The organism is Natrinema sp. CRL1 (genome assembly GCF_059162405.1).
The window spans coordinates 78,255-96,374 of the sequence record NZ_JBLVOY010000007.1 but is presented as its reverse complement, the minus strand read 5'-3'; the positions used below and the strand labels follow the sequence as shown (position 1 = coordinate 96,374).

Sequence of the window (18,120 nt, the reverse complement as noted above, 5' to 3'; positions counted from 1 at the left end):
CGCACGACCCCGTCGCGATCAGTATGTACATCGTTTCAGTGGCTACTATCGGCCGAAACGGCCGTTTCCGAGGGACAGTGGGCTTCTGGGGTGTTATTGTTGCTTTGTTCTTGTCAGAATGACCGTGCGTTTGGTAACTTACCGTCCCGATCGGAAATAATAGGCCGAGACAATATGTGAAATAATAGTGAAGATTTATATGACTGCCTATGTCTGTTACCGTTGTGCAAGTGTGGCTTGATCACAGATGACACGGAACACTCTCAACAGACGCCGGGTACTTTCGGGAATGGGTGTCGGACTCGCGGGGGCGATGGCGGGCTGTCTCGGTGGCGGTGGTGGCGACGACGACGTCCACTTCATTACGGACTACTACAACGACGCGTGGCAACCGCTCTGGGACGACCTCGAGTCGTCGTTCGAGGACGAGACCGGCATCCCGATGAACATCGAGGAGGGCGGGATGTCCGGGACCCAGGAGGGGCGGCTTGCGCAGTTGATCCAGTCGGGGAACCCGCCGGACGCCAACACGTCCACGTTCGACCAGGTGGCCGATATCTGGGAAACCGGCCAACTCGAGACAGTCAACGACGTCGTCTCGTCGATCGAAGAGGTCAACGGGGAGATAAACACCGACGCGTTCCTCGGCGAGGGAGACGAGCTCTACCAGATCCCACACGGGCTGTACGTCTCGAACTTCCAGTACCGAGCGGACATCTACGAGGCACTCGGTCTGGACGTCCCCGAGACCTTCAGCGACGTTCTGGAGAACGCCCGGATCATCGACGAGTCGGACGAGGTCGACGCCCGCGGCTACGGGCTCGCCGGCGCGCCGACGGGCAAGAGCCAAGACGAAATCCTCGTCATGCTGGCGAGCGCCGGCATCTCCGGGATCGGCCTCCGCTGGAGCGATCCGGACGCCCGCGAGGAACTCGAGATACACTGGCCCGAGGACGTGGTCACCGAGGTCTTACAGTACGTCAAGGACCTCTCCCAGTACTCGCCCGACCCGACCAGCATCGGTTGGGCCGAGTCGCTCAGTCAGTGGGTCCAGGGCCAGTACGCCCAGTGCTATCACCTCAACGCCTGGCCGGTCGGCGTCACCGCGCAAACGGCCGAGGCAAACGACAACGACGATCTCCGCTTCGTTGCCGAGAACACGGAGATCATCCCGTATCCGATGATGGACGGTGTCGACCCCGACGAAAACTGGCTCTCCGCTCCGGCCCCCGACGGCTACCACATCTTCGCGAACGGCGACAGACCGGGCGACGCCAAGGAGTGGTTCGAGTGGCTCTACGCCGACAGCATGGAGCAGACCGCGAGTTTCTACGAGACGGACCCCGGTCGGTTCCTGCCGACCTACGCCGACGTGATCGGCTCGGACGCGTTCCAGAACCAGGACATCTTCCAGGCCCACCCCCACCTGCTCGAGAAGCTCGAGTACGTCCAGGACGAAATCTGGGGCAACCACTACGGGAGCGTCGACGAGGCCAACACCTCCTCGCCCGAGTCGCTGTACATGCAACGGCAGTGGTTCTACGGCGACATGGTCAACCGCGTCGTCACCGACTCGATGTCCGTCCAGGAGGCCTACGAGTGGGGCTACGGGCAACTCGAGGAGGCCTTCGCGGACGCACAGGAGCAGTTCGGATAGGCAGTACCGCGTGCGGTCCGGTCGGCGGGTACCCGCGCTCGAGACGGAGCGAATCTTTATGATTGACCGTGGTATTACCACACACATGAAGAGGAGACCGAGAGATGGCTAGTGAAACTGGAGAGTCGATACGGCCCGGGAGGGCGTACATTCCGTGGGACGACCTGCCGGTAAATCGGGAGACGGTCGCCGGGATCGGCACCGTCCTCCCCGTCGTGGTCCTGTACGTACTCATCGCGGTGCTCCCGATCGCGTTCGCGTTCTGGGCATCGTTACACCAGATCCACACACTGAATCCCGAGTGGCAGTGGGTCGGTCTCGCGAACTACCGGGAGGTCCTGAACATCTCCACGTTCTGGGGCTCGCTGTGGCGGGGGATCGTCTACATGGTCGGCAGCACGCTCCTCCAGCTCGGCGTCGGGCTCTGGATGGCGCTCGTGCTCAACCGCATTACCCGCGGGCAGAAATTGCTCACCGCGGTCGTCTTTACAGCCTATCTGATCCCGACGATCATCGTCTCGCTGGTCGCGCTGCGGGTGTTCGACCCGCTCGGTGGCGTGTTCCAGATGATGGGTGCCGAGTGGTTCGGTCTGTGGGGAGCGCAGACGGCCCCGCTTGGCTCGCGCGATTGGGCTATGCGGCTGCTGATCCTCATCGGGACCTGGAAGTTCGCCGTCTTCGTCACCATCTTCACGCTCGCACAGTTGCGCGCGATTCCGGATCGGTTCTACGAGGCGGCGAAGGTCTGTGGCGCAAACCGGTGGCAGATGTTCCGCGACATCACGCTGCCGCGTCTGATGGGGATCGTCCTGGTCGTTGTCTTGCTCCGATCGGTCTTCATGTTCAATAAGTTCGACATCATCTGGCAGCTCACAGAGGGCGGCCCCGGTAACGCGACGACGACACTACCCGTCCTGGCCTACAAGACCGTCTACACCGATCAGGCCTACGGGCTCGCCAACGCGATCTCCGTCGTCATGTTCCTGTTCCTGCTGGCGTCGGCGATCATCTACTTCAAACTCTTCAACCCCAGCGAGGAGGTGGAGACGACGACATGAGCCAAAGCGACCCACCGGGAGGCGTCTTCGGCCTCTCATACGACGGCGAAACGCGAGTCATCGAAGCGTTGAAACTGATCAGCACCGCGATCATCGTTCTCGTCGGTGCCTGGCCGATCTACTGGATGACCCAGCTGGCCTTTACCGAGTACGAGGCAGTCGAGGACTCCGTCACCGCCTTCCCGACGCCCGACATCTTCACGCTCGGTAACTTCACGGTGTTGACACAGCCGGAGATGTACACCTACATGTTCAACACCATCGTGGTCGCGATCGGCACCATCGTGACGGTTGTCCTCGTCTCGTTGCTCGCCGGGTACGGCCTCGCCCGCCTCGAGTTCCCACACAAGGAGAACTTCGCACGCATCCTGCTGGTCGGCTACCTCTTCAGCCCCATCGTCATCGGGATTCCGCTCTACCAGATCTGGCAGAACATCGGCCTGCTCGGGACCCGGTTCGGGCTTATCATCGCGCTGTCGGCGATTTCGATGCCCTTCGCGGTGTGGCTGATGTGGAAGTACATCATGACGATCCCGGAGGCCCACGAGGAGGCCGCGTGGGTCGACGGCGCCTCGCGCTGGCGCGGCTTCCGTGACGTCGTTATTCCCCAGTGTCGGCCGGCGATCATCGCCGCGGCCCTGTTCGCCTTCGCGCTCGCCTGGAACGACTTCACGTTCGCGCAGATCCTCCTGCCCCAGACCGACACCACGACGTTCGCTCCCGGCATCCTCCGGGCGATGGGGCAGGCCCAGTTCCTGCCGGACGCCTACCTGATGGCGATCTCGCTGGCTATGACGCTGCCGCCGCTACTGTTCGCCTACTTCATGCAGAGCTATCTGCTAAAGGGATTCCAGGTCAGGGCGCTGTGAGAGCGCGTATCGACTTCCAACCACCATTCACGAAACACAACGACAGATGCCAGACATCGAAATCCGGAACCTGACGAAGGTGTACGAGGAATCGGGGAACAGAATCGTCGCAGTCGACGACATCGACCTGACGATCAAAGACGACGAGTTCGTCACGCTCGTCGGCCCCTCGGGCTGCGGGAAAACGACGACGCTTCGCTGTGTCGCGGGGTTGAATAAGCCAACCAGCGGGACGATCACGTTCGGCGACCGCGACGTGACGGAGAAACCGGTCCAAGAACGAAACATCGCGTTGCTCTTCCAGGACATCGCGCTGTACCCGCACATGAGCGTTCTGGAGAATATGGCCTACGGCCTCAAGATCTCCGGCTTCTCGCGGGAAGAGCGCGTCGCCCGCGTCGAGGAAGCCGCGGAGTTGCTCCAGATCACCGACCAACTCGAGAAGATGCCCGCGGACCTTTCCGGCGGGCAGCAACAACGAGTCGCACTCGGGCGCTCGCTCGTGCGGGATCCGGAGGTCTTCCTGTTCGACGAACCGATGTCGGACTTAGACGCCAAGCTCAAAGCCGAGTTGCGGCCGGTCATCGAGAAGGTCACCGACGAGATCGGCTGTCCGACGCTGTACGTGACCCACGACCAGGAGGAGGCGATGACGATGTCCGACCGCGTCGCGGTCATCAACGACGGCAAACTCGAGCAGGTCGCGCCGCCGAAGGAAATATACGACGAACCTGACTCGCAGTTCGTCAGCCAGTTCATCGGTCAGCCGTCGACGCAGTTCTTCGATGGCAACGTCAGAGCCGTCAACGGGACCGCCGAACTGGCGGTCGGCAGCTACGACTACGAGTTCGCCCGCGACGGCCTCGAGGGATGGACCGGCGACGACGTCCGCGTCGGCCTCCGCCCGCAGTACATCACGGTCAGCGACGACCCCGAGGCCGGCATCCCGGCGACGCACCTGCTCGACGAACCGCTGGGCGATGCGACACACAGCTTCTTCGACACGGAGTTCGGCGAGATCGTCGTCGTCACCGATCCGGACTTCGAGGGGAACGGCGAGCAGTACGGCCTCGTTTTTCAGGACGAGTACATCCAACTGTTCGACGCCGACTCCGGCGTCCGAATCGCTTGAGTCCCGATCGGAACCGTCAGGTCTCTCCGCTCTCTCGACTCTCACCCGCTCGAGCGGCCGCACTCGCGTCGATGTCTGTGGCGACCGCCGAATCGCGTTCCGCCGGCGCCGTCGAGTGGACGACGATCGTCCCGGCGGCGTGGTCGCCGAGGCGGCGGCCGTCGGTCACGAGCGCTGAGACGAGGCCGATCACGACCGGCGGGACGCCGAGAAGATCGACGTACAACAGGAGGTTCCGCACGGCGCTGGCGCGATAGGTGCAGCGACTGCCGTCCGCCATGACGACGAGCAGGCCGCGGTTGACCTTCCCGGGCGTCCGCCCGTAGCGCCACTCGCAGACGAACGAGTAGCTCGCGTAAATCGGCACGAGCGCGACCAGCGACAGGCCGACGGCGTACCCCCCGAGTGACTCGTAGGGCCCGCGGAACACCAGGCTCAACACGTAGATGATCGGGAGTTCGATCAGCACGTAGCAGACGATCAAATCGATGACCGCCGCGCCACTGCGGGCGAGCAACACGTCGCGATCGCCCGCGCTCTCCGTGACGGGGGCTGGTTGTCGGTCAGTCGGGAGGAACCCGTTCAGCTTCCAGTCGATCACGGTGTCACCGTCCCGCCGTTCATACCGGAAGTGTCGTCGGACTGCACGAAATATCTATCCCTCTACGGGAGGGCGATGGGCGCAGTCACTCCATCCTGATGTCCGTCCGGAGCGTCGCGAGGAAGTAGAGCAGGAGAACGAGGGTGATCCCGGCGAACACTTGCGTGTCGATGGACAGGTAGCCGTCCACGCGGAACAGCAGGACGCTGGTCACCGCCAGCACGATGACGGCACCGGCCATTCGCCACCGTTCGCGCACCTTCTCGACGACGATCGATGCCGTCGACTGCTCTACTGCGTCCGACGCCGCACGGATGTTTTCCAGCCCGGCACTGTCCGAACTCCGCCGTGACGTGTCCCCGCTCATATGTCCCGAATATCCCGGTCTGCGCGTAAAAATCTATGGGACAAAGTCACATACCGTTTCGCACCGTCGCGACGTAGGTCGACCTCGGCTCCTCGGTAGCGACGGATCGGCATCGACCGCGAGTCTCGAGCGAAAACGGCGTCGGAAGGGAGCCCGTGTGAACAGGGCTTACTCGTCGAGCGCGTCGATGCGTAGGTCCTCGTCGAACTGCAGGGCGTTCTCGATCTCGGTCTCGTCGACGTCCTCGAAGGCCCAGCGTGCGATCGAGCGGCGGTGGACCTCGTCGGCCCCGTCGACGATGCGGAACGCGCGGACGTTCTCGTAGAAGTGCGCGATCGGGAGGTCCTTGCCGATCCCGTTGCCGCCCAGACACTGCAGGGCGAGGTCGATGGTCTCGTTGGTGACGTTCGCGGTGAACATCTTCGACATCGCGACCTCGATGCGGGCGTCGCTGCGGTCGAGTTCGCGCGCCGCGTGACGGACCATACACCGCGCGGCGTGGAGTTGCGTCTCGGCGTCGGCGATGCGGTGGCGCAGCGCCTGTTTCTCCTCGAGTGTCGTGCCGAAGGCCTCCCGTTCCTGCAGGTAGGCCTTCGCGATGTCCAGCGAGCGCTCGGCCATGCCGGAGTAGCGCATGCAGTGGGTCAGCCGGCCGCCGCCGAGTCGCATCTGGGCGACCTGGAACCCTTCGCCTTCCTCGCCGATCGTGTTCTCGACGGGGACGCGGACGTTGTCGAACTTCACTTCGGCGTGGCCGCCCTCGCGCTCGGTGATGCCGTGCCCGCCGAGGTGGGGGACGTTGCGGACGACTTCGACGCCGTCGGCGTCCCGCGGGACGAGGATGATCGAGGTGCCCTCGTAGGGGTGAGCGTCCAGATCCGTCCGGACCATCGCCAGATAGAAGTCGGCACCGAGGCCGTCGGAGGTCCACCACTTGTGGCCGTTGATGACCCACTCGTCGCCGTCCTTGACGGCCGTACTTTGGAGCATCTTCGGGTCCGAGCCGCCGCCCTGTTTAGGCTCGGTCATCGCGAAGGCCGAGGAAATCTCACCCTGCACGAGGGGCTCGAGGTATTCCTCTTTTTGCTCCTCGGTGCCGACCATTTCCAATGTGTGCATGTTCCCCTCCTGGGGCGCGTTCGCGCGGATCGCGAGCGCGCCGATCAGCGAGCGTCCGACCTGTTCGAACGACGGCAGCATGTCGCTGAAGTCGAGTCCCTGTCCGCCGTACTCCTCGGGGACCTGCGGCGCGAACAGGTCGCGCTCTGTGGCCATGTCCCACATGTCCTCGATTTCGTCCATGGTGATCGCCTCACCCGTCGCGAGCGCCTCTCGCTCGCGCGGAATGACGACTTCGTCCATGAAGTTCTCTACCCGGCCCGCAACTTCTTTCGCTTTTTCGGAGTCGTAGTATTCCATATCACCTACCATCTCACACAGCATTGTAAAGATATAGGTCGAAGAACGCATACACTGGCAACCGATGGGGGGAGACGATCGGCTCTTCGGTTCCACTGTTGGCCGTCGCTCCGGCCAACCGGGCCCCGGTTCTCGAGTCGGGTCTGCGAGGAGCGGGGCGCTTAGACCCGCTCGATGATCGTCGCGATGCCCTGTCCGAAGCCGATACACATCGTCGAGAGCGCGGTGTCCTGTCCGGTGCGCTCGAGTTCGTGGGCCAGTTTGGTCAGCAACATCGCGCCGGTCGCGCCCAGCGGGTGGCCGTGGGCGATCGCGCCGCCGTTGACGTTGACGTCCTCCCAGGACGCACCGGTCTCCTCGAGCCAGGCCGCCGGGACCGCCGCGAACGCCTCGTTGACCTCGAAGAGGTCGATGTCGCCGATCGTCATGTCGGCTTTCTCGAGGACGTTCTCGGTCGCCGGGATCGGCCCTTTCAACATGGTGATCGGGTCAACGCCGACGACCTCGGTCTGGACGATGCGGGCCATCGGGTCCCAGCCGTGTTCCGCGGCGGCCTCCTCGCTCGCGATCAACAGCGCACTCGAGCCGTCGACGATCCCCGAGGCGTTCCCCGGATGGTGGACGCCCTCGCCCTCCTCGCGGAACGACAGCGGCAGTTCCGAGAGGGTTTCGGCATCGGTACCGGGACGCGGGTGTTCGTCCTGTTCGACGACCACCGTCTCACGGGTCGTTTCACTCCCCGTTCGACTATCCGAGTCGCTTCGCGACTCGCTCTCCTCCCCGTCGAGTTCGGTCTCGACGGGCGTAATCTGGTCGTCGTACCGGCCCTCGTCCCACGCTTCCTTCCACCGGCGCTGGGAGTCAACGGCGATCTCGTCGAGTTCCGAGCGCGAGAAGCCGTACTCCTCGGCGATTCGCTCGGCTCCCTCGCCCTGATGGGTCACCTCGTCGAAGTGCTCGAAGTAGGTGTCAGTGAGGCTGTCGTCGCTGTCCGCCCCGTCGGCACCGTCCGACCCCATCGGGACGCGGGTCATGTGTTCGACCCCGCCGGCGACGAGCACGTCGTGCTGGCCGGCCATGACGTTCGTTGCGGCGAAGTTCGCCGCCTGCTGGCCGGAGCCACACATCCGGTTCAACTGGACGCCGGGAACGATGTCGCCCCAGCCGGCGACCATCGGCGCGATTCTGGCGATGTTGAGCCCCTGCTCGTCGACCGGCGTCACGCAACCGTAAATCACGTCCTCGATCGTCTCCGGCTCGAAGCCGTTGCGCTCGCGCAGCGCCTCGAGCGGTTCGGCGGCAAGATCCTGCGGGTGCGTGTCCCTGAACGAGCCGCCGCGTTTCCCGAACGGCGTCCGGACGGCATCGACGATGACTGCGGAGTTCATGACGTACGCTTGAGTATTCCACGATCCATCATAGAGGTTGTGCATAGATTCGTGAGCAACGGTTCTGGACTCTTTTCGGTGTACTTCGGAGTTGGCTCTCCTATGAACTCTGCTACCGCTCCCCAATGATTAAGTCAAATAACGAAGTATTCGAGCGAGAAATGGATCTCGGAATCCAGGACAGGACCGCAGTGGTCACCGGCGGTGCGGGACGCATCGGAAGCGGCGACTGCCGACTCCTCGCGAACGAGGGCGCAAACGTCGTCGTCCTCGACGTCGACGCCGACGGCGCGGCGGAGACTGCCGACGAAATCAACGAGACCGCCGATAGCGGCGAGGCGATGGCGGTGGAGTGCGATCTCACCGATCGCGCGGACGTCGCCGACTCGATGGCCGAAGTCCGCGACGCCTTCGGGGGTGTGGACATCCTCGTCAACAACGCGGCGATGGTCGATGCTCGCTCGCGTATCGGCGACTACGACGACGATGTCTGGGACCGCGACGTCGAGATCAACCTCACCGGCACCTACAACATCAGCAAAGAACTCTTCCCGCGGATGTGTGAGCGCGGTTGGGGTCGGATCATCAATATGTCCTCGATGGCCGGCTGGTACGGCGGTTTCGGCCAGTTTTCCTACTCCGCGACCAAAGCCGCCATGATCGGTGTCGGCCGGACGATGGCCCTCGAGGGGGCTCAGTCGGGGGTCACTTCGAACGTCATCGCACCCAATATCGTCGTCGGCGACTGGGCCGACATGAGCCCCGACGAACTCCGCGAGAACGTCGACGAGTACTACGCGCGCATCGCCGACGCGACGCCGATGCGCCACCTCGGGACCGAGGAGGACGTCGCCAACATGGTCACCTACCTCTGTTCGGAGCAGGCGAGCTACGTGACCGGGCAGGTGATCGGGGTGACCGGCGGGATAGACCTCTTTAGCTTCTAACACCGACCAACGGACCGGCCGCGGTCTCCTTCGTTACTCGGGATACGCGTCGTGCCACGGTCTGTGGCGCTCGAGGGTGGCACTAGCGGCGATGACCGCGTCGTCGGCGTGTCGCTGTCCCGCGATCTGCATGCCGACGGGGAGTCCGTCGACGAAACCGGCCGGAACCGAGGCCGCCGGCTGCCCGGTGAGGTTGAACGGTTGGGTGAGCACCCAGCCCCGATACGGGTCGATCTCGACGCCGTCGATCGCCTCGGGTTCCTCGCCGTGGGGGAACGGCGTCGTCCCGACGGTCGCCGTGACGAGGAGATCGTACTCCGCGAACAGGTCCGCAAACCCGTCGAGGACGCGCGTCCGGACCACGTCAGCGCGCTTGTACTCGTGCGTGGTCGGTTCGTCGGCGTCCATGATGAGATCCACGAGATACGGCCGCAGCCGATCGCGGTCTTTCCCTCGCGGGTCGAACCCCTCCCCCTCTAAACTGTCCAGCAGCGACCCCCACCGTACTCTCGCCATGGTGTAGTAGGCGTCCAGGATCTCCTCGTTGTCGTGCCCGAGATCGGGGTCGACCCGATCGACCGTCGCGCCGGCGCGCTCGAGCGCCGAGACGGCGTCCTCGAGGACCTCGCGGACGGCGGGATCGACGGGATAGATCCCCATATTGGGGCTGAACGCGATATTCATCTCGTCGATGGGGCGATCGACGGCCGCGCGGTATTCGTCACCCTTCGGGACCGAGAACGGGTCCCGCGGGTGGGCGCCGGCCATCACGTCCAGTGAGAGCGCCGCGTCCTCGACGGTTCGGGCCAGCGGCCCGTTCGTGGAGAACGGGGTGTGGCTCGCGAACGCGTTCGGCCGCGTGACGGTCGGGATCACGCCCTGCGTGGGCTTGAGTCCGTAAACGCCACAGAAGCTCGCCGGAATCCGGACGGAGCCGCCGGCGTCGGAGCCGGGCGCGAGCGGGACGAGTCGGTCGGCCAGGGCCGCGCCGGCCCCGCCCGAGGAGCCGCCCGAGACCCGCTCGGGATCGAACGGCGTCCTCGTTGGCCCGGTGACGCGGTTGTCCGTCGTCGTCCCGAGCCCGAACTCGGGCGTGTTGGTCTTGCCGACCACGACGGCACCCGCCGCCTTCAGCCGAGCGACGAACGGCGAATCGGAGTCGGCAACGCGGTCTTCGAAGAGCAGCGACCCCGAGGTCGTTCGAACCCCCTCGACGTCGTCTAAGTCCTTGATCGCGACCGGAACGCCGTGTAACGGCCCGAGCGGTTCGCCGGCGTCGATCGCACGCTCCGCGTCTTCGGCCATCTCGCGGGCCAGGTCGTCCGTCACCGTGACGAACGCGTTCGTCCGCTCGTTCCGTTCGTGGATTCGCTCGAGGGTGGCGTCGACGACCTCGATCGGCGAGCGCTCGCCGTCGCGGATCGCTCTCGCGAGCCCGGCGGCGGTCGCGTGTGTCGATGGTGCGGTCATGGGCGATCAGTCCGTGATCCCCATGGACTTCGCGATCGTATTGAGCTGGATTTCGTCGGTTCCCTCGACGATCCGCAGGATCCGCGCCTGATGGACCAAATCCATGTACGGGTTCTCCTCGGCGAGCCCGTTCGCGCCGTGGACCTGCACCGCCGCGTCGGCGACCTCCCAGAGGACGTTCGTCGCGAACCACTTCAGCACCGACGCGTCCATCACCGTCCGCTCGTTACGGGCCATCTTCCAGGCGAGTTTCAACCCCGCCGCGTCGGCCGCGTAGGTCTTCGCCTTTCCTTTCGCGAGCTTGGTTGAGACCTGCTGAAAGTTGCCGATCGTCCGCCCGAAGGCCTCGCGCTCGGTGACGTAATCAGTGGCCTCGGAGAGCAGATACTCGCTGTACCCCACGGCCTCGGCCCCCAACTCGAGTCGGCCGAGCGAGAGAAAGTCCATCGCGGCGTAGAACGCCTCGTCGACTGCGCCGAGCACGCGATCTTCGGGGAGCCGAACGTCGTCCAGTATAATCTCAGCTTGAGAACCCACGGCCCCGACGGCGTTGTTGTACGAGCCGAGTTCGTACTCGTCCCGTTCGACGATAAAGCAGGTGATGCCGCCGTAGCGGCCGGCTTCTTCCTGCGGTGTCGTCCGGGCGAACAGCTGAACGAAGTCCGCGTAGGGCGCGTTGGTGATCCACTGTTTGCGCCCGTTCAGCACCCATTCGTCCCCGTCTTTTGCCGCGGTGGTCTCCATGTTCGGCGAGTCAGAGCCGTAACCGGGCTCGGTCTGGCCGAACGCCGTCGACTTCTCCGCGCGGACCGTCGGCTCGAGGTAGCGCTCGACCTGCTCGCCCTCGGCCTGCAAGAGGAGCGGCTTGGGGCCTTCGGGGCCGGCCAGCGCGTACCGCTCGAGTCCGCCGCCGTGGCTGGCGAGGTGTTTTTTGGCGCGATACCACGTCACTGGCGAGATCCCGTCCCCGCCCGCGTCCTCCGGCAGATTCATCGCGTAGAAGCCGGCCTCGGCCGACTTGCGCCGGATCTCCTCGCGGGCCTCGAGCAGTTCGTCGGTCCACCGGCCGTTCTCGTGGCGGCCCTTGCGGGGGTTCGTGTAGGTATCGCCCAACTCCTCGACGATCGGCTCGACCTCGCGTGCGACGAACTCGTCGATGCTCTCGAGGATCAGTTCGGTCTCGTCGTCGGTGTCGAAACTCACGCCGCCTGTGGTGTTTGCTGCCATGATGAAATACGGTGAAACCGCTTACTGCTGGGGTGCCTGCTCGTCGTCTGTCGTCTGCTCGTCGACCGTCGGCTCGTCGTCTTCGGCCTCGAGGACGATATCGAACCGGTCGCGAAGCGTCTTCTTGTCGAACTTGCCGGTCGAGGTCTTCGGAATCTCGTCGACGATTTCGTAGACATCGGGCAGCCACCACGAGGGGAACGTCTCGGCGAGGTGGGCCTCGAGGTCGTCCGCATCGACGGTCCCGCCCTCTCGCGGCACCACGACCGCCATGGGCCGCTCCTGCCAGCGCTCGTGGTCGACCGCGATGACGGTGGCCTCGCTGACATCGTCGTGGCCGATCAGTTCGTTCTCGAGTTGTACCGAGGAGATCCACTCGCCGCCGGACTTGATCACGTCCTTGTCGCGGTCGACAACGTCGATGTAGCCCATCTCGTCGCGGGTGGCGATGTCGCCGGTCCGCAGGTACCTTCCGGCGGACGAGTCCGCCGACTCCCCGCTCGCGGGGACGTCGTCGGTGAACGCCTGCTCGTTCTCCTCGGGCCGATCGTGGTAGCCGTCGGTCACCCACGGGCTGCGGACCTGCAGTTCGCCCATCGTTTCGCCGTCGGCGGGGACCTCTTCGCCGTCGTCGTCGACCACGCGGGTCTGCATCCCCGGAACGGGGAGGCCCGCTTTCGCGCGGTACTCGTATTGCTCGTCTTTCGGGAGGTCCGCGGTTTCCTTGCGGAGCGTACTGAGCGTTCCCAGTGGCGAGGTCTCGGTCATCCCCCACCCCTGGAGGATCGGCGCGTCGTACTCCTCGTCGTACTTCCGGATGAGCGACTCCGGCGGCGCGGAGCCCCCGACCGTCAGCCGGTCGATGTTCGAGATGTCGACCTCGGGGTTCTCGTCTAAGAACTCCGCCATCTCGAGCCAGATGGTCGGCACGGCCGCGGAGAAAGTCACGCTCTCCTCGTCGATCAGTCGAGCGATCGACTCAGGATCGGTGTGGACGGAAGGGAAGACCTGCTTTGCCCCCACGAGCGTCGCGCCGTAGGGGATCCCCCAGCCGTTGGCGTGGAACATGGGGACGACCGGGAGTACTGTATCGCGCTCGCCGATCGCATTGGCGTCGACGTGGCCGCCCATGATGCTGTGGAGGTACATCGCCCGGTGAGAGTAGGCGACGCCCTTCGGCAGCCCCGTCGTCCCCGAGGTGTGACACATGCCGTACTCCGCGTCCTCGTCGATGTCGGGCCACTCGTAGTCGGTCGGCTGGCCGGAGAGCAGCGACTCGTAGTCGGTCACCGGCTTGAGGCTCGTCTCGGGTACCTCGTCGTCGAGGACGACGTACTGCTCGACGGTGTCTAACTCGTCGGCGTTCGCCTCGACCTTCTCGATGAGGCTCGGGTCGACGAAGAGCACCCTATCCTCGGCGTCGTCGATCGTGTGGACGAAGTGGTGGTCAGGCAGCCGCATGTTGCACATGTGGATCGACCGCCCCGAGCAGGCCGGCCCGAAGTAGAGTTCGTAGTGGCGGTAGTGGTTCGTCGCGACGACGCCGACCCGATCCCCGTCCTCGAGCCCGAGATCGTCGAGCGCGCCGGCAAGCTGGTTGATCCGTTCGGACGCGTCGGCGTACGTATACCGGTGTATGCTCCCGTCGGGCAGTTTCGTCACCAGTTCCCGATCGGGGTACAGGTCGACCGCCCGCTCGAGGAGCTTGTCAAGTGTTAACTGGACACCCATCATGGCCGTCGTCACTATTCTGTCCAGTAACTTATGATTTGGGACGGGTTCGCCGCCGTGACGTTCCGACGGCCTGTCAGCGGATGGCTCCGGTCTCACGGAGGGCGGCTCGTTCCGCCTCGTCGTACCCCACCGAGGCGAGCAGTTCGTCGGTGTGTTCGCCGTGGCCCGGCACCGACTCGTCGCGGCTCTCGGGGACGTTCGATCCCGCCGCCGGAAAGCCGACTCGCGGCGGCGCGTCGGCCGGCCGTTCGACCACTCCGCGGGCCTCGAATTGCGGATACTCGAGGGCTTCGGCCGGCGTACACACCGGCCCGACCATCGTCTCGTCGCTCAGTTCGTCGAGCCACGCGTCCCGCGTTCGCGTCGCGAATAGGGCCTCGAGTTCTTCGCGTACGGCTTCCAGTTCGGCCGGATCCTCGCTCCCGTGATAGTCGACGAGGTCCTCGCGTCCGGTCTCCTCGCAGAAGGCTTCCCAGAACTTCGGCTCGAGCGCGGCGAGGGTTACGTATCGTCCGTCGGCGGTCTCGTACACGTCGTACCACGGGTAGCGGCCGGTGAGCGCGGTCTCGCCGGGCCGCGGGTCGCCGTCGGTCAGCGCCTCGTGGGAAACCGCCTGCGAGAAGGAGGCGACCACGTCGGTCATGGCAACGTCGATATACTCGCCACCGTTGCCGAGTTCCCGCGAGAGGAGGCCGCCGACGATCGAAAAGGCCGCGAACAGCCCGCCGCCGAGGTCGCCGATCTGGTAGCCCGGAATTTGGGGGGGCATCGACTCGTCCTCGCGAGTCATGTCGAGCAGTCCGGCTATCCCGACGTAGTTGAGGTCGTGGCCCGCGCGTTCGGCGTACGGACCCGATTGTCCGAACCCCGACAGCGAGCAGTAGAGCAGGTCCTCGTTGTACTCGATCAGCGTCTCGTACCCGATCTCGAGGCGGTCGGCGACGCCGGGGCGGAACTGCTCGAAAACGACGTCGGCCTCGACGACGAGGTCGTAGAACGCCTGCTGTCCCGCCTCCGATTTCAGGTCGAGCGCGACGCTTCGCTTGCCGCGGTTGACGCTATCGAACAGCGCGCCGACGCCGCGGTCCGTCGTCGGCGGCGTCTGCCTGGCGTAGTCGCCCGCGTCGGTGTCCTCGACTTTCACTACGTCCGCGCCCGCGTCGGCGAGCAGTTGCGTCGCGTACGGTCCCGGCAGGAGCCGCGACAGATCGAGTACCCGCACCGAATCGAGTCGCATGGTATCACGTCCCTGTCGGGTTCCAAAAGCCTACCGTCGCCGGGGCACTCGATGCATCGTCCGCCGAACCGCCATCTCCGGTCTCAGTCGTCGCCCTCGAGTTGCACCAGTTCGTCGACTTCGGGGATATCGGCCGCGGCGTCGGTAATCTGTTGCATTCGATCAGTGTGTTTCTCGACTGCGTACTCGGCCAGTTTCCCGGACTCCAAGCCGATGCGGTCGCCGGGGTCGTCGGGTTGGAACCGCTCGTCCTCGGTGATGCCCTGGACGAGCGGGAGGAGGTCCTCAACGGTCTCCTGAATCAGCGTGGGGTCGACGCCCTCGGCGATGAGTTTCTTGAGTTGGTTCATCCCGAAACCGACGTGGCGGCCCTCATCGCTGCGAATCTTCGTAAAGCCTTGGACGAGCCCCGGCAGGTGTGGCAGCCCCTCGAACTCGCTGCCGTAGGAGGTCTGCATCCCGTAGTAGCCCGTCTGTGCGAGGATGCCCTCGACCGTGAGATGGTAGTGACAGTACGCTTTCGCCCTGTTTTCGGGGGTGTCCTCCTCGAGCAGCCGGAACTGCGCTTTCCGATTGCGGTCGAACAGTTCGACGTAGGGGTCGTTGAACCACCGTTCGTGGCGCGGGTTCGATCGCTCCCAGCCGAGTTCGTCCTCGACTTCCCAGACGACCTCGCGCCAGTATCGGTCGAAGAAGTCCGCGTGCTTTGCCTCCTCGTACAGCTGGGTCGTCAGGAACAGTTGGTCGTCGATATCGTCGAGGACTGTTCCCAGCGGGGCGAGATCCTCGGTGACCGCGTCCTCACCTGCGCCGAACTTCGCGATGCCGTTAAGGGTACCGTACCACGATTCTCGGTCGTACTCATCCACCCTGTCGATATAGCTCAGCAGGTTCTCGATGTCCCGCTCGAGGTCGATCTCACCCGGATCCCAGTGGCGCTCGACTGCGTTGCGATAGTAGCGGTTCGACCGGGAGTCCCGGTCCATCATCTCGGTTGGCGTGTACTCCGTTGCCATGTACCAAACATCGGCGACCCAACTATTAAATCTGCGGCTGCTGCCGATTGCGCCCGGCTCGTTCGACGCCGAGACCGACCGTCGGCCCCGGTTAGGCCCGTGAGAAGAACTAAGTCAGTACCCGTGAAGGTTGCTGGCATGGCACGACAGCGTGCTGCCGTCGTCGGTGGCGGCATCATGGGCGCCGGTATCGCACAGGTTCTCGCGCGAAACGGCTACGAGGTGGCCGTCCGCGAGATCAACGAGGAACTGGCTGAGGAGGCCCGCGAACGCGTGGTATCGGGCAACTACGGCCTCGAGGACGCCGTCGAGGGCGGCTATCTCTCCGCGGAAGCAAAAGACGCGGTCCTCGATCGGCTGACGTTCACGACGGACCTCGACGCGGCGACGGACGGGACCGATTTCACGATCGAGGCGGTCACGGAGGACTTAGCGATCAAGGGGCAGGTCTTCCGCGATATAGACGAGGTGACAGACGACCAGCCGCTGTACTCGAACACGAGCGGCTTTTCGGTCACGTCGATCGCCAACGCCGTCGACGACCCCTCCCGCGTCGCGGTGACGCACTTTTTCAACCCGGTCGCGGTCATGGACATGGTCGAGATCGTCCAAGCACCGGAGACCGACGAAGCCGTCGTCGAGCGCGCCGAGGAACTGGTCGACGAACTCGGGAAGACGCGGGTCACCATCGACGACGACCCCGGTTCCTACGGCTTCCTCGCGAACCGGTGTCACGCGGCGATGCGCGAAGAGGCCAAGAAGATCGTCGACGAGGGCATCGCCACGAAAGAACAGGTCGATACGGCGCTCGAGGAAGGATACAACCTCCCCGTCGGCCCGTTCTCGCTGGCTGGCCTCGGCGAGGAGTGGGACTAACGGACATCTCTTTCAGTTCCGCTTCGGACTGTCGATCCAGCGCGCGCCACCGCACGTCGAAACTCGGCCCGGAGCGCCAGCGGTCGGCCGTCTCGGTCAGTTACTTGCCTTCGAACTCCGGCTCGCGGTCCTCGGCGAACGCCGCCGCGCCCTCCGCGTGATCCTCGGTCTCGAGGAGGCCTTCGAAGAGCTGGTGGTCGTACTCCAGTCCCTCCTCGAGTCCGGTCTGGACCGCCATGGTCGCGGACTTCTTGATCCCCTGAATCGCCAGCGGGGCCTGTCCGGCGAGGTCGGTGACGAACTCGTCGACCTCGTCGTCGAACTCGTCGTCAGCGTAGACGTGGGTGACGATTCCCTCCTCGCCCGCGCGTTCGGCGGAGATGTGTTCGCCGGTCATTGCGAGTTCCTTCGCGACCGCGGGGCCGGCGAGTTTCTCGACGTACTGGATGCCGCCGGCACCGGGGAGGATGCCGAGGTTCACTTCGGGGAAGCCGAACGTACTCCCCTCGCTGGCCAGCCGGAAGTCACACGCCAGCGCGGTCTCTAAGCCGCCGCCCAGACAGTAGCCGTCGATCTTTGCGATGACCGGTGCCGGGAAGTCCCGGATCACCTCGTAGTGAGAGCGCGCCGAGGAGTCGCCCGCCGACTCCTCGGAGAAGCCGCCGATGTCCGCACCCGCACAGAACGCTTTCTCGCCGGCTCCCTCGAGGACCACCGCTCGGAGCGCAACGCCGTCGGCGTCTTCGTTTTGCGCCTCGAGCAGTTCGAGCCCCGCGATGATGTCGTCTCTGAGCTGGCCGTTCAGCGCGTTCAGCGCGTCCGGGCGATTCATCGTGAGCGTGCCGATACCGTGCTCGTCGTCGAACTGCACCAGAACCGTCTCGAGTGATTCGTCCATGGGTGGTGGTCTCGGCCACCGATCAAAAAGGTGTCCTGTTTTTCGCGGGCCGGGGGTCGGTCGGTACTCGAGTGTCGGCACAGTTGCCGAAGAGAGGTATCGAACGTGGTATGTTGAGAGACTTCTTTCAAATTGAACACAATTGGTTGCACTCGAGGACGAAACTCGAACCCGTCGATAGCGGTTCCGATACGGTTGCTACTCCGTGCTGGCGCTCTTCGGTT

General features: G+C 64.6%; 16 protein-coding genes. 6 read left to right on the top strand and 10 right to left on the bottom strand.

The features are described from left to right. Positions 1-289: 289 nt before the first annotated feature. The 4 genes from ACJYUO_RS19595 to ACJYUO_RS19580 all read left to right on the top strand — a co-directional run bounded on the left by ACJYUO_RS19595 (position 290) and on the right by ACJYUO_RS19580 (position 4,716). Positions 290-1,657: an ABC transporter substrate-binding protein gene (locus ACJYUO_RS19595; RefSeq protein ID WP_494347022.1), complete on the top strand. Its 1,368-nt coding sequence runs from the start codon at positions 290-292 to the stop codon at positions 1,655-1,657. 104 nt (positions 1,658-1,761) lie between these two features. After that, the gene (locus tag ACJYUO_RS19590; RefSeq protein WP_494347021.1) at positions 1,762-2,715 is read left to right on the top strand and encodes a carbohydrate ABC transporter permease; all 954 of its coding nucleotides are present in this window, start codon (positions 1,762-1,764) and stop codon (positions 2,713-2,715) included. Further along, complete coding sequence (locus ACJYUO_RS19585; RefSeq protein ID WP_494347020.1) at positions 2,712-3,584, top strand: carbohydrate ABC transporter permease; 873 nt, start codon at positions 2,712-2,714, stop codon at positions 3,582-3,584. Before ACJYUO_RS19590 ends, ACJYUO_RS19585 begins: the two co-directional genes overlap by 4 nt. A gap of 46 nt (positions 3,585-3,630) precedes the next feature. Next, positions 3,631-4,716 carry an ABC transporter ATP-binding protein gene (locus ACJYUO_RS19580; RefSeq protein WP_494347019.1) on the top strand — a complete coding sequence of 362 codons (1,086 nt, stop codon included), beginning with the start codon at positions 3,631-3,633 and terminating at the stop codon, positions 4,714-4,716. Between the two features lie 16 nt (positions 4,717-4,732). Here ACJYUO_RS19580 and ACJYUO_RS19575 read toward each other — a convergent pair whose 3' ends face one another. From ACJYUO_RS19575 to ACJYUO_RS19560, 4 genes are all read right to left on the bottom strand, one after another. Further along, entirely contained in the window at positions 4,733-5,317 is a 585-nt protein-coding gene (locus tag ACJYUO_RS19575; protein ID WP_494347018.1) for an RDD family protein, read from the bottom strand. An 85-nt stretch (positions 5,318-5,402) separates the two neighbouring features. Next, entirely contained in the window at positions 5,403-5,684 is a 282-nt protein-coding gene (locus ACJYUO_RS19570) for a hypothetical protein (RefSeq protein WP_494347017.1), read from the bottom strand. Positions 5,685-5,852: 168 nt separating this feature from the next. Next, on the bottom strand, positions 5,853-7,103 hold the full coding sequence (locus tag ACJYUO_RS19565; RefSeq protein ID WP_494347016.1) for an acyl-CoA dehydrogenase family protein: 1,251 nt from the start codon (positions 7,101-7,103) through the stop codon (positions 5,853-5,855). Between the two features lie 161 nt (positions 7,104-7,264). Continuing rightward, positions 7,265-8,491 carry a thiolase family protein gene (locus ACJYUO_RS19560; RefSeq protein ID WP_494347015.1) on the bottom strand — a complete coding sequence of 409 codons (1,227 nt, stop codon included), beginning with the start codon at positions 8,489-8,491 and terminating at the stop codon, positions 7,265-7,267. A 161-nt stretch (positions 8,492-8,652) separates the two neighbouring features. Between ACJYUO_RS19560 and ACJYUO_RS19555 the strand changes: the two genes are divergently transcribed. Continuing rightward, positions 8,653-9,438: an SDR family NAD(P)-dependent oxidoreductase gene (locus tag ACJYUO_RS19555; protein ID WP_494347014.1), complete on the top strand. Its 786-nt coding sequence runs from the start codon at positions 8,653-8,655 to the stop codon at positions 9,436-9,438. 33 nt (positions 9,439-9,471) lie between these two features. Here the strand turns inward: ACJYUO_RS19555 and ACJYUO_RS19550 are convergent, their stop codons facing one another. From ACJYUO_RS19550 to ACJYUO_RS19530, 5 genes are all read right to left on the bottom strand, one after another. After that, a complete protein-coding gene (locus ACJYUO_RS19550; RefSeq protein ID WP_494347013.1) occupies positions 9,472-10,908 on the bottom strand; it encodes an amidase in 1,437 nt (478 codons plus the stop codon). Between the two features lie 6 nt (positions 10,909-10,914). Continuing rightward, the gene (locus ACJYUO_RS19545) at positions 10,915-12,135 is read right to left on the bottom strand and encodes an acyl-CoA dehydrogenase family protein (protein WP_494347012.1); all 1,221 of its coding nucleotides are present in this window, start codon (positions 12,133-12,135) and stop codon (positions 10,915-10,917) included. Between the two features lie 21 nt (positions 12,136-12,156). Further along, on the bottom strand, positions 12,157-13,866 hold the full coding sequence (locus tag ACJYUO_RS19540; RefSeq protein ID WP_494347082.1) for a long-chain fatty acid--CoA ligase: 1,710 nt from the start codon (positions 13,864-13,866) through the stop codon (positions 12,157-12,159). Positions 13,867-13,942: 76 nt separating this feature from the next. Next, positions 13,943-15,106, bottom strand: a complete 1,164-nt coding sequence (locus tag ACJYUO_RS19535) for a CaiB/BaiF CoA transferase family protein (protein WP_494347011.1) — start codon at positions 15,104-15,106, stop codon at positions 13,943-13,945. Between the two features lie 83 nt (positions 15,107-15,189). Then, positions 15,190-16,122 (bottom strand): ferritin family protein, encoded by a 933-nt coding sequence (locus tag ACJYUO_RS19530; protein ID WP_494347010.1) that lies wholly within the window; start codon positions 16,120-16,122, stop codon positions 15,190-15,192. A 138-nt stretch (positions 16,123-16,260) separates the two neighbouring features. Here ACJYUO_RS19530 and ACJYUO_RS19525 point away from each other — a divergent pair, with 138 nt between their 5' ends. Next, positions 16,261-16,998, top strand: coding sequence for a 3-hydroxyacyl-CoA dehydrogenase family protein (locus ACJYUO_RS19525; protein ID WP_494347009.1), 738 nt, complete (start codon positions 16,261-16,263; stop codon positions 16,996-16,998). A gap of 100 nt (positions 16,999-17,098) precedes the next feature. Here the strand turns inward: ACJYUO_RS19525 and ACJYUO_RS19520 are convergent, their stop codons facing one another. Further along, positions 17,099-17,896 (bottom strand): enoyl-CoA hydratase/isomerase family protein, encoded by a 798-nt coding sequence (locus tag ACJYUO_RS19520; RefSeq protein ID WP_494347008.1) that lies wholly within the window; start codon positions 17,894-17,896, stop codon positions 17,099-17,101. Positions 17,897-18,120 lie beyond the last annotated feature (224 nt).

Bases quoted from the DNA above. Each gene is read 5' to 3' on its own strand.
- ACJYUO_RS19595 (WP_494347022.1), top strand. From the start codon at position 290: ATGGGTGTCGGACTCGCGGGGGCGATGGCGGGCTGTCTCGGTGGCGGT.
- ACJYUO_RS19590 (WP_494347021.1), top strand. From the start codon at position 1,762: ATGGCTAGTGAAACTGGAGAGTCGATACGGCCCGGGAGGGCGTACATT.
- ACJYUO_RS19585 (WP_494347020.1), top strand. From the start codon at position 2,712: ATGAGCCAAAGCGACCCACCGGGAGGCGTCTTCGGCCTCTCATACGAC.
- ACJYUO_RS19580 (WP_494347019.1), top strand. From the start codon at position 3,631: ATGCCAGACATCGAAATCCGGAACCTGACGAAGGTGTACGAGGAATCG.
- ACJYUO_RS19570 (WP_494347017.1), bottom strand. From the start codon at position 5,684: ATGAGCGGGGACACGTCACGGCGGAGTTCGGACAGTGCCGGGCTGGAA.
- ACJYUO_RS19565 (WP_494347016.1), bottom strand. From the start codon at position 7,103: ATGGAATACTACGACTCCGAAAAAGCGAAAGAAGTTGCGGGCCGGGTA.
- ACJYUO_RS19560 (WP_494347015.1), bottom strand. From the start codon at position 8,491: ATGAACTCCGCAGTCATCGTCGATGCCGTCCGGACGCCGTTCGGGAAA.
- ACJYUO_RS19555 (WP_494347014.1), top strand. From the start codon at position 8,653: ATGGATCTCGGAATCCAGGACAGGACCGCAGTGGTCACCGGCGGTGCG.
- ACJYUO_RS19550 (WP_494347013.1), bottom strand. From the start codon at position 10,908: ATGACCGCACCATCGACACACGCGACCGCCGCCGGGCTCGCGAGAGCG.
- ACJYUO_RS19545 (WP_494347012.1), bottom strand. From the start codon at position 12,135: ATGGCAGCAAACACCACAGGCGGCGTGAGTTTCGACACCGACGACGAG.
- ACJYUO_RS19540 (WP_494347082.1), bottom strand. From the start codon at position 13,866: ATGGGTGTCCAGTTAACACTTGACAAGCTCCTCGAGCGGGCGGTCGAC.
- ACJYUO_RS19535 (WP_494347011.1), bottom strand. From the start codon at position 15,106: ATGCGACTCGATTCGGTGCGGGTACTCGATCTGTCGCGGCTCCTGCCG.
- ACJYUO_RS19530 (WP_494347010.1), bottom strand. From the start codon at position 16,122: ATGGCAACGGAGTACACGCCAACCGAGATGATGGACCGGGACTCCCGG.
- ACJYUO_RS19525 (WP_494347009.1), top strand. From the start codon at position 16,261: ATGGCACGACAGCGTGCTGCCGTCGTCGGTGGCGGCATCATGGGCGCC.
- ACJYUO_RS19520 (WP_494347008.1), bottom strand. From the start codon at position 17,896: ATGGACGAATCACTCGAGACGGTTCTGGTGCAGTTCGACGACGAGCAC.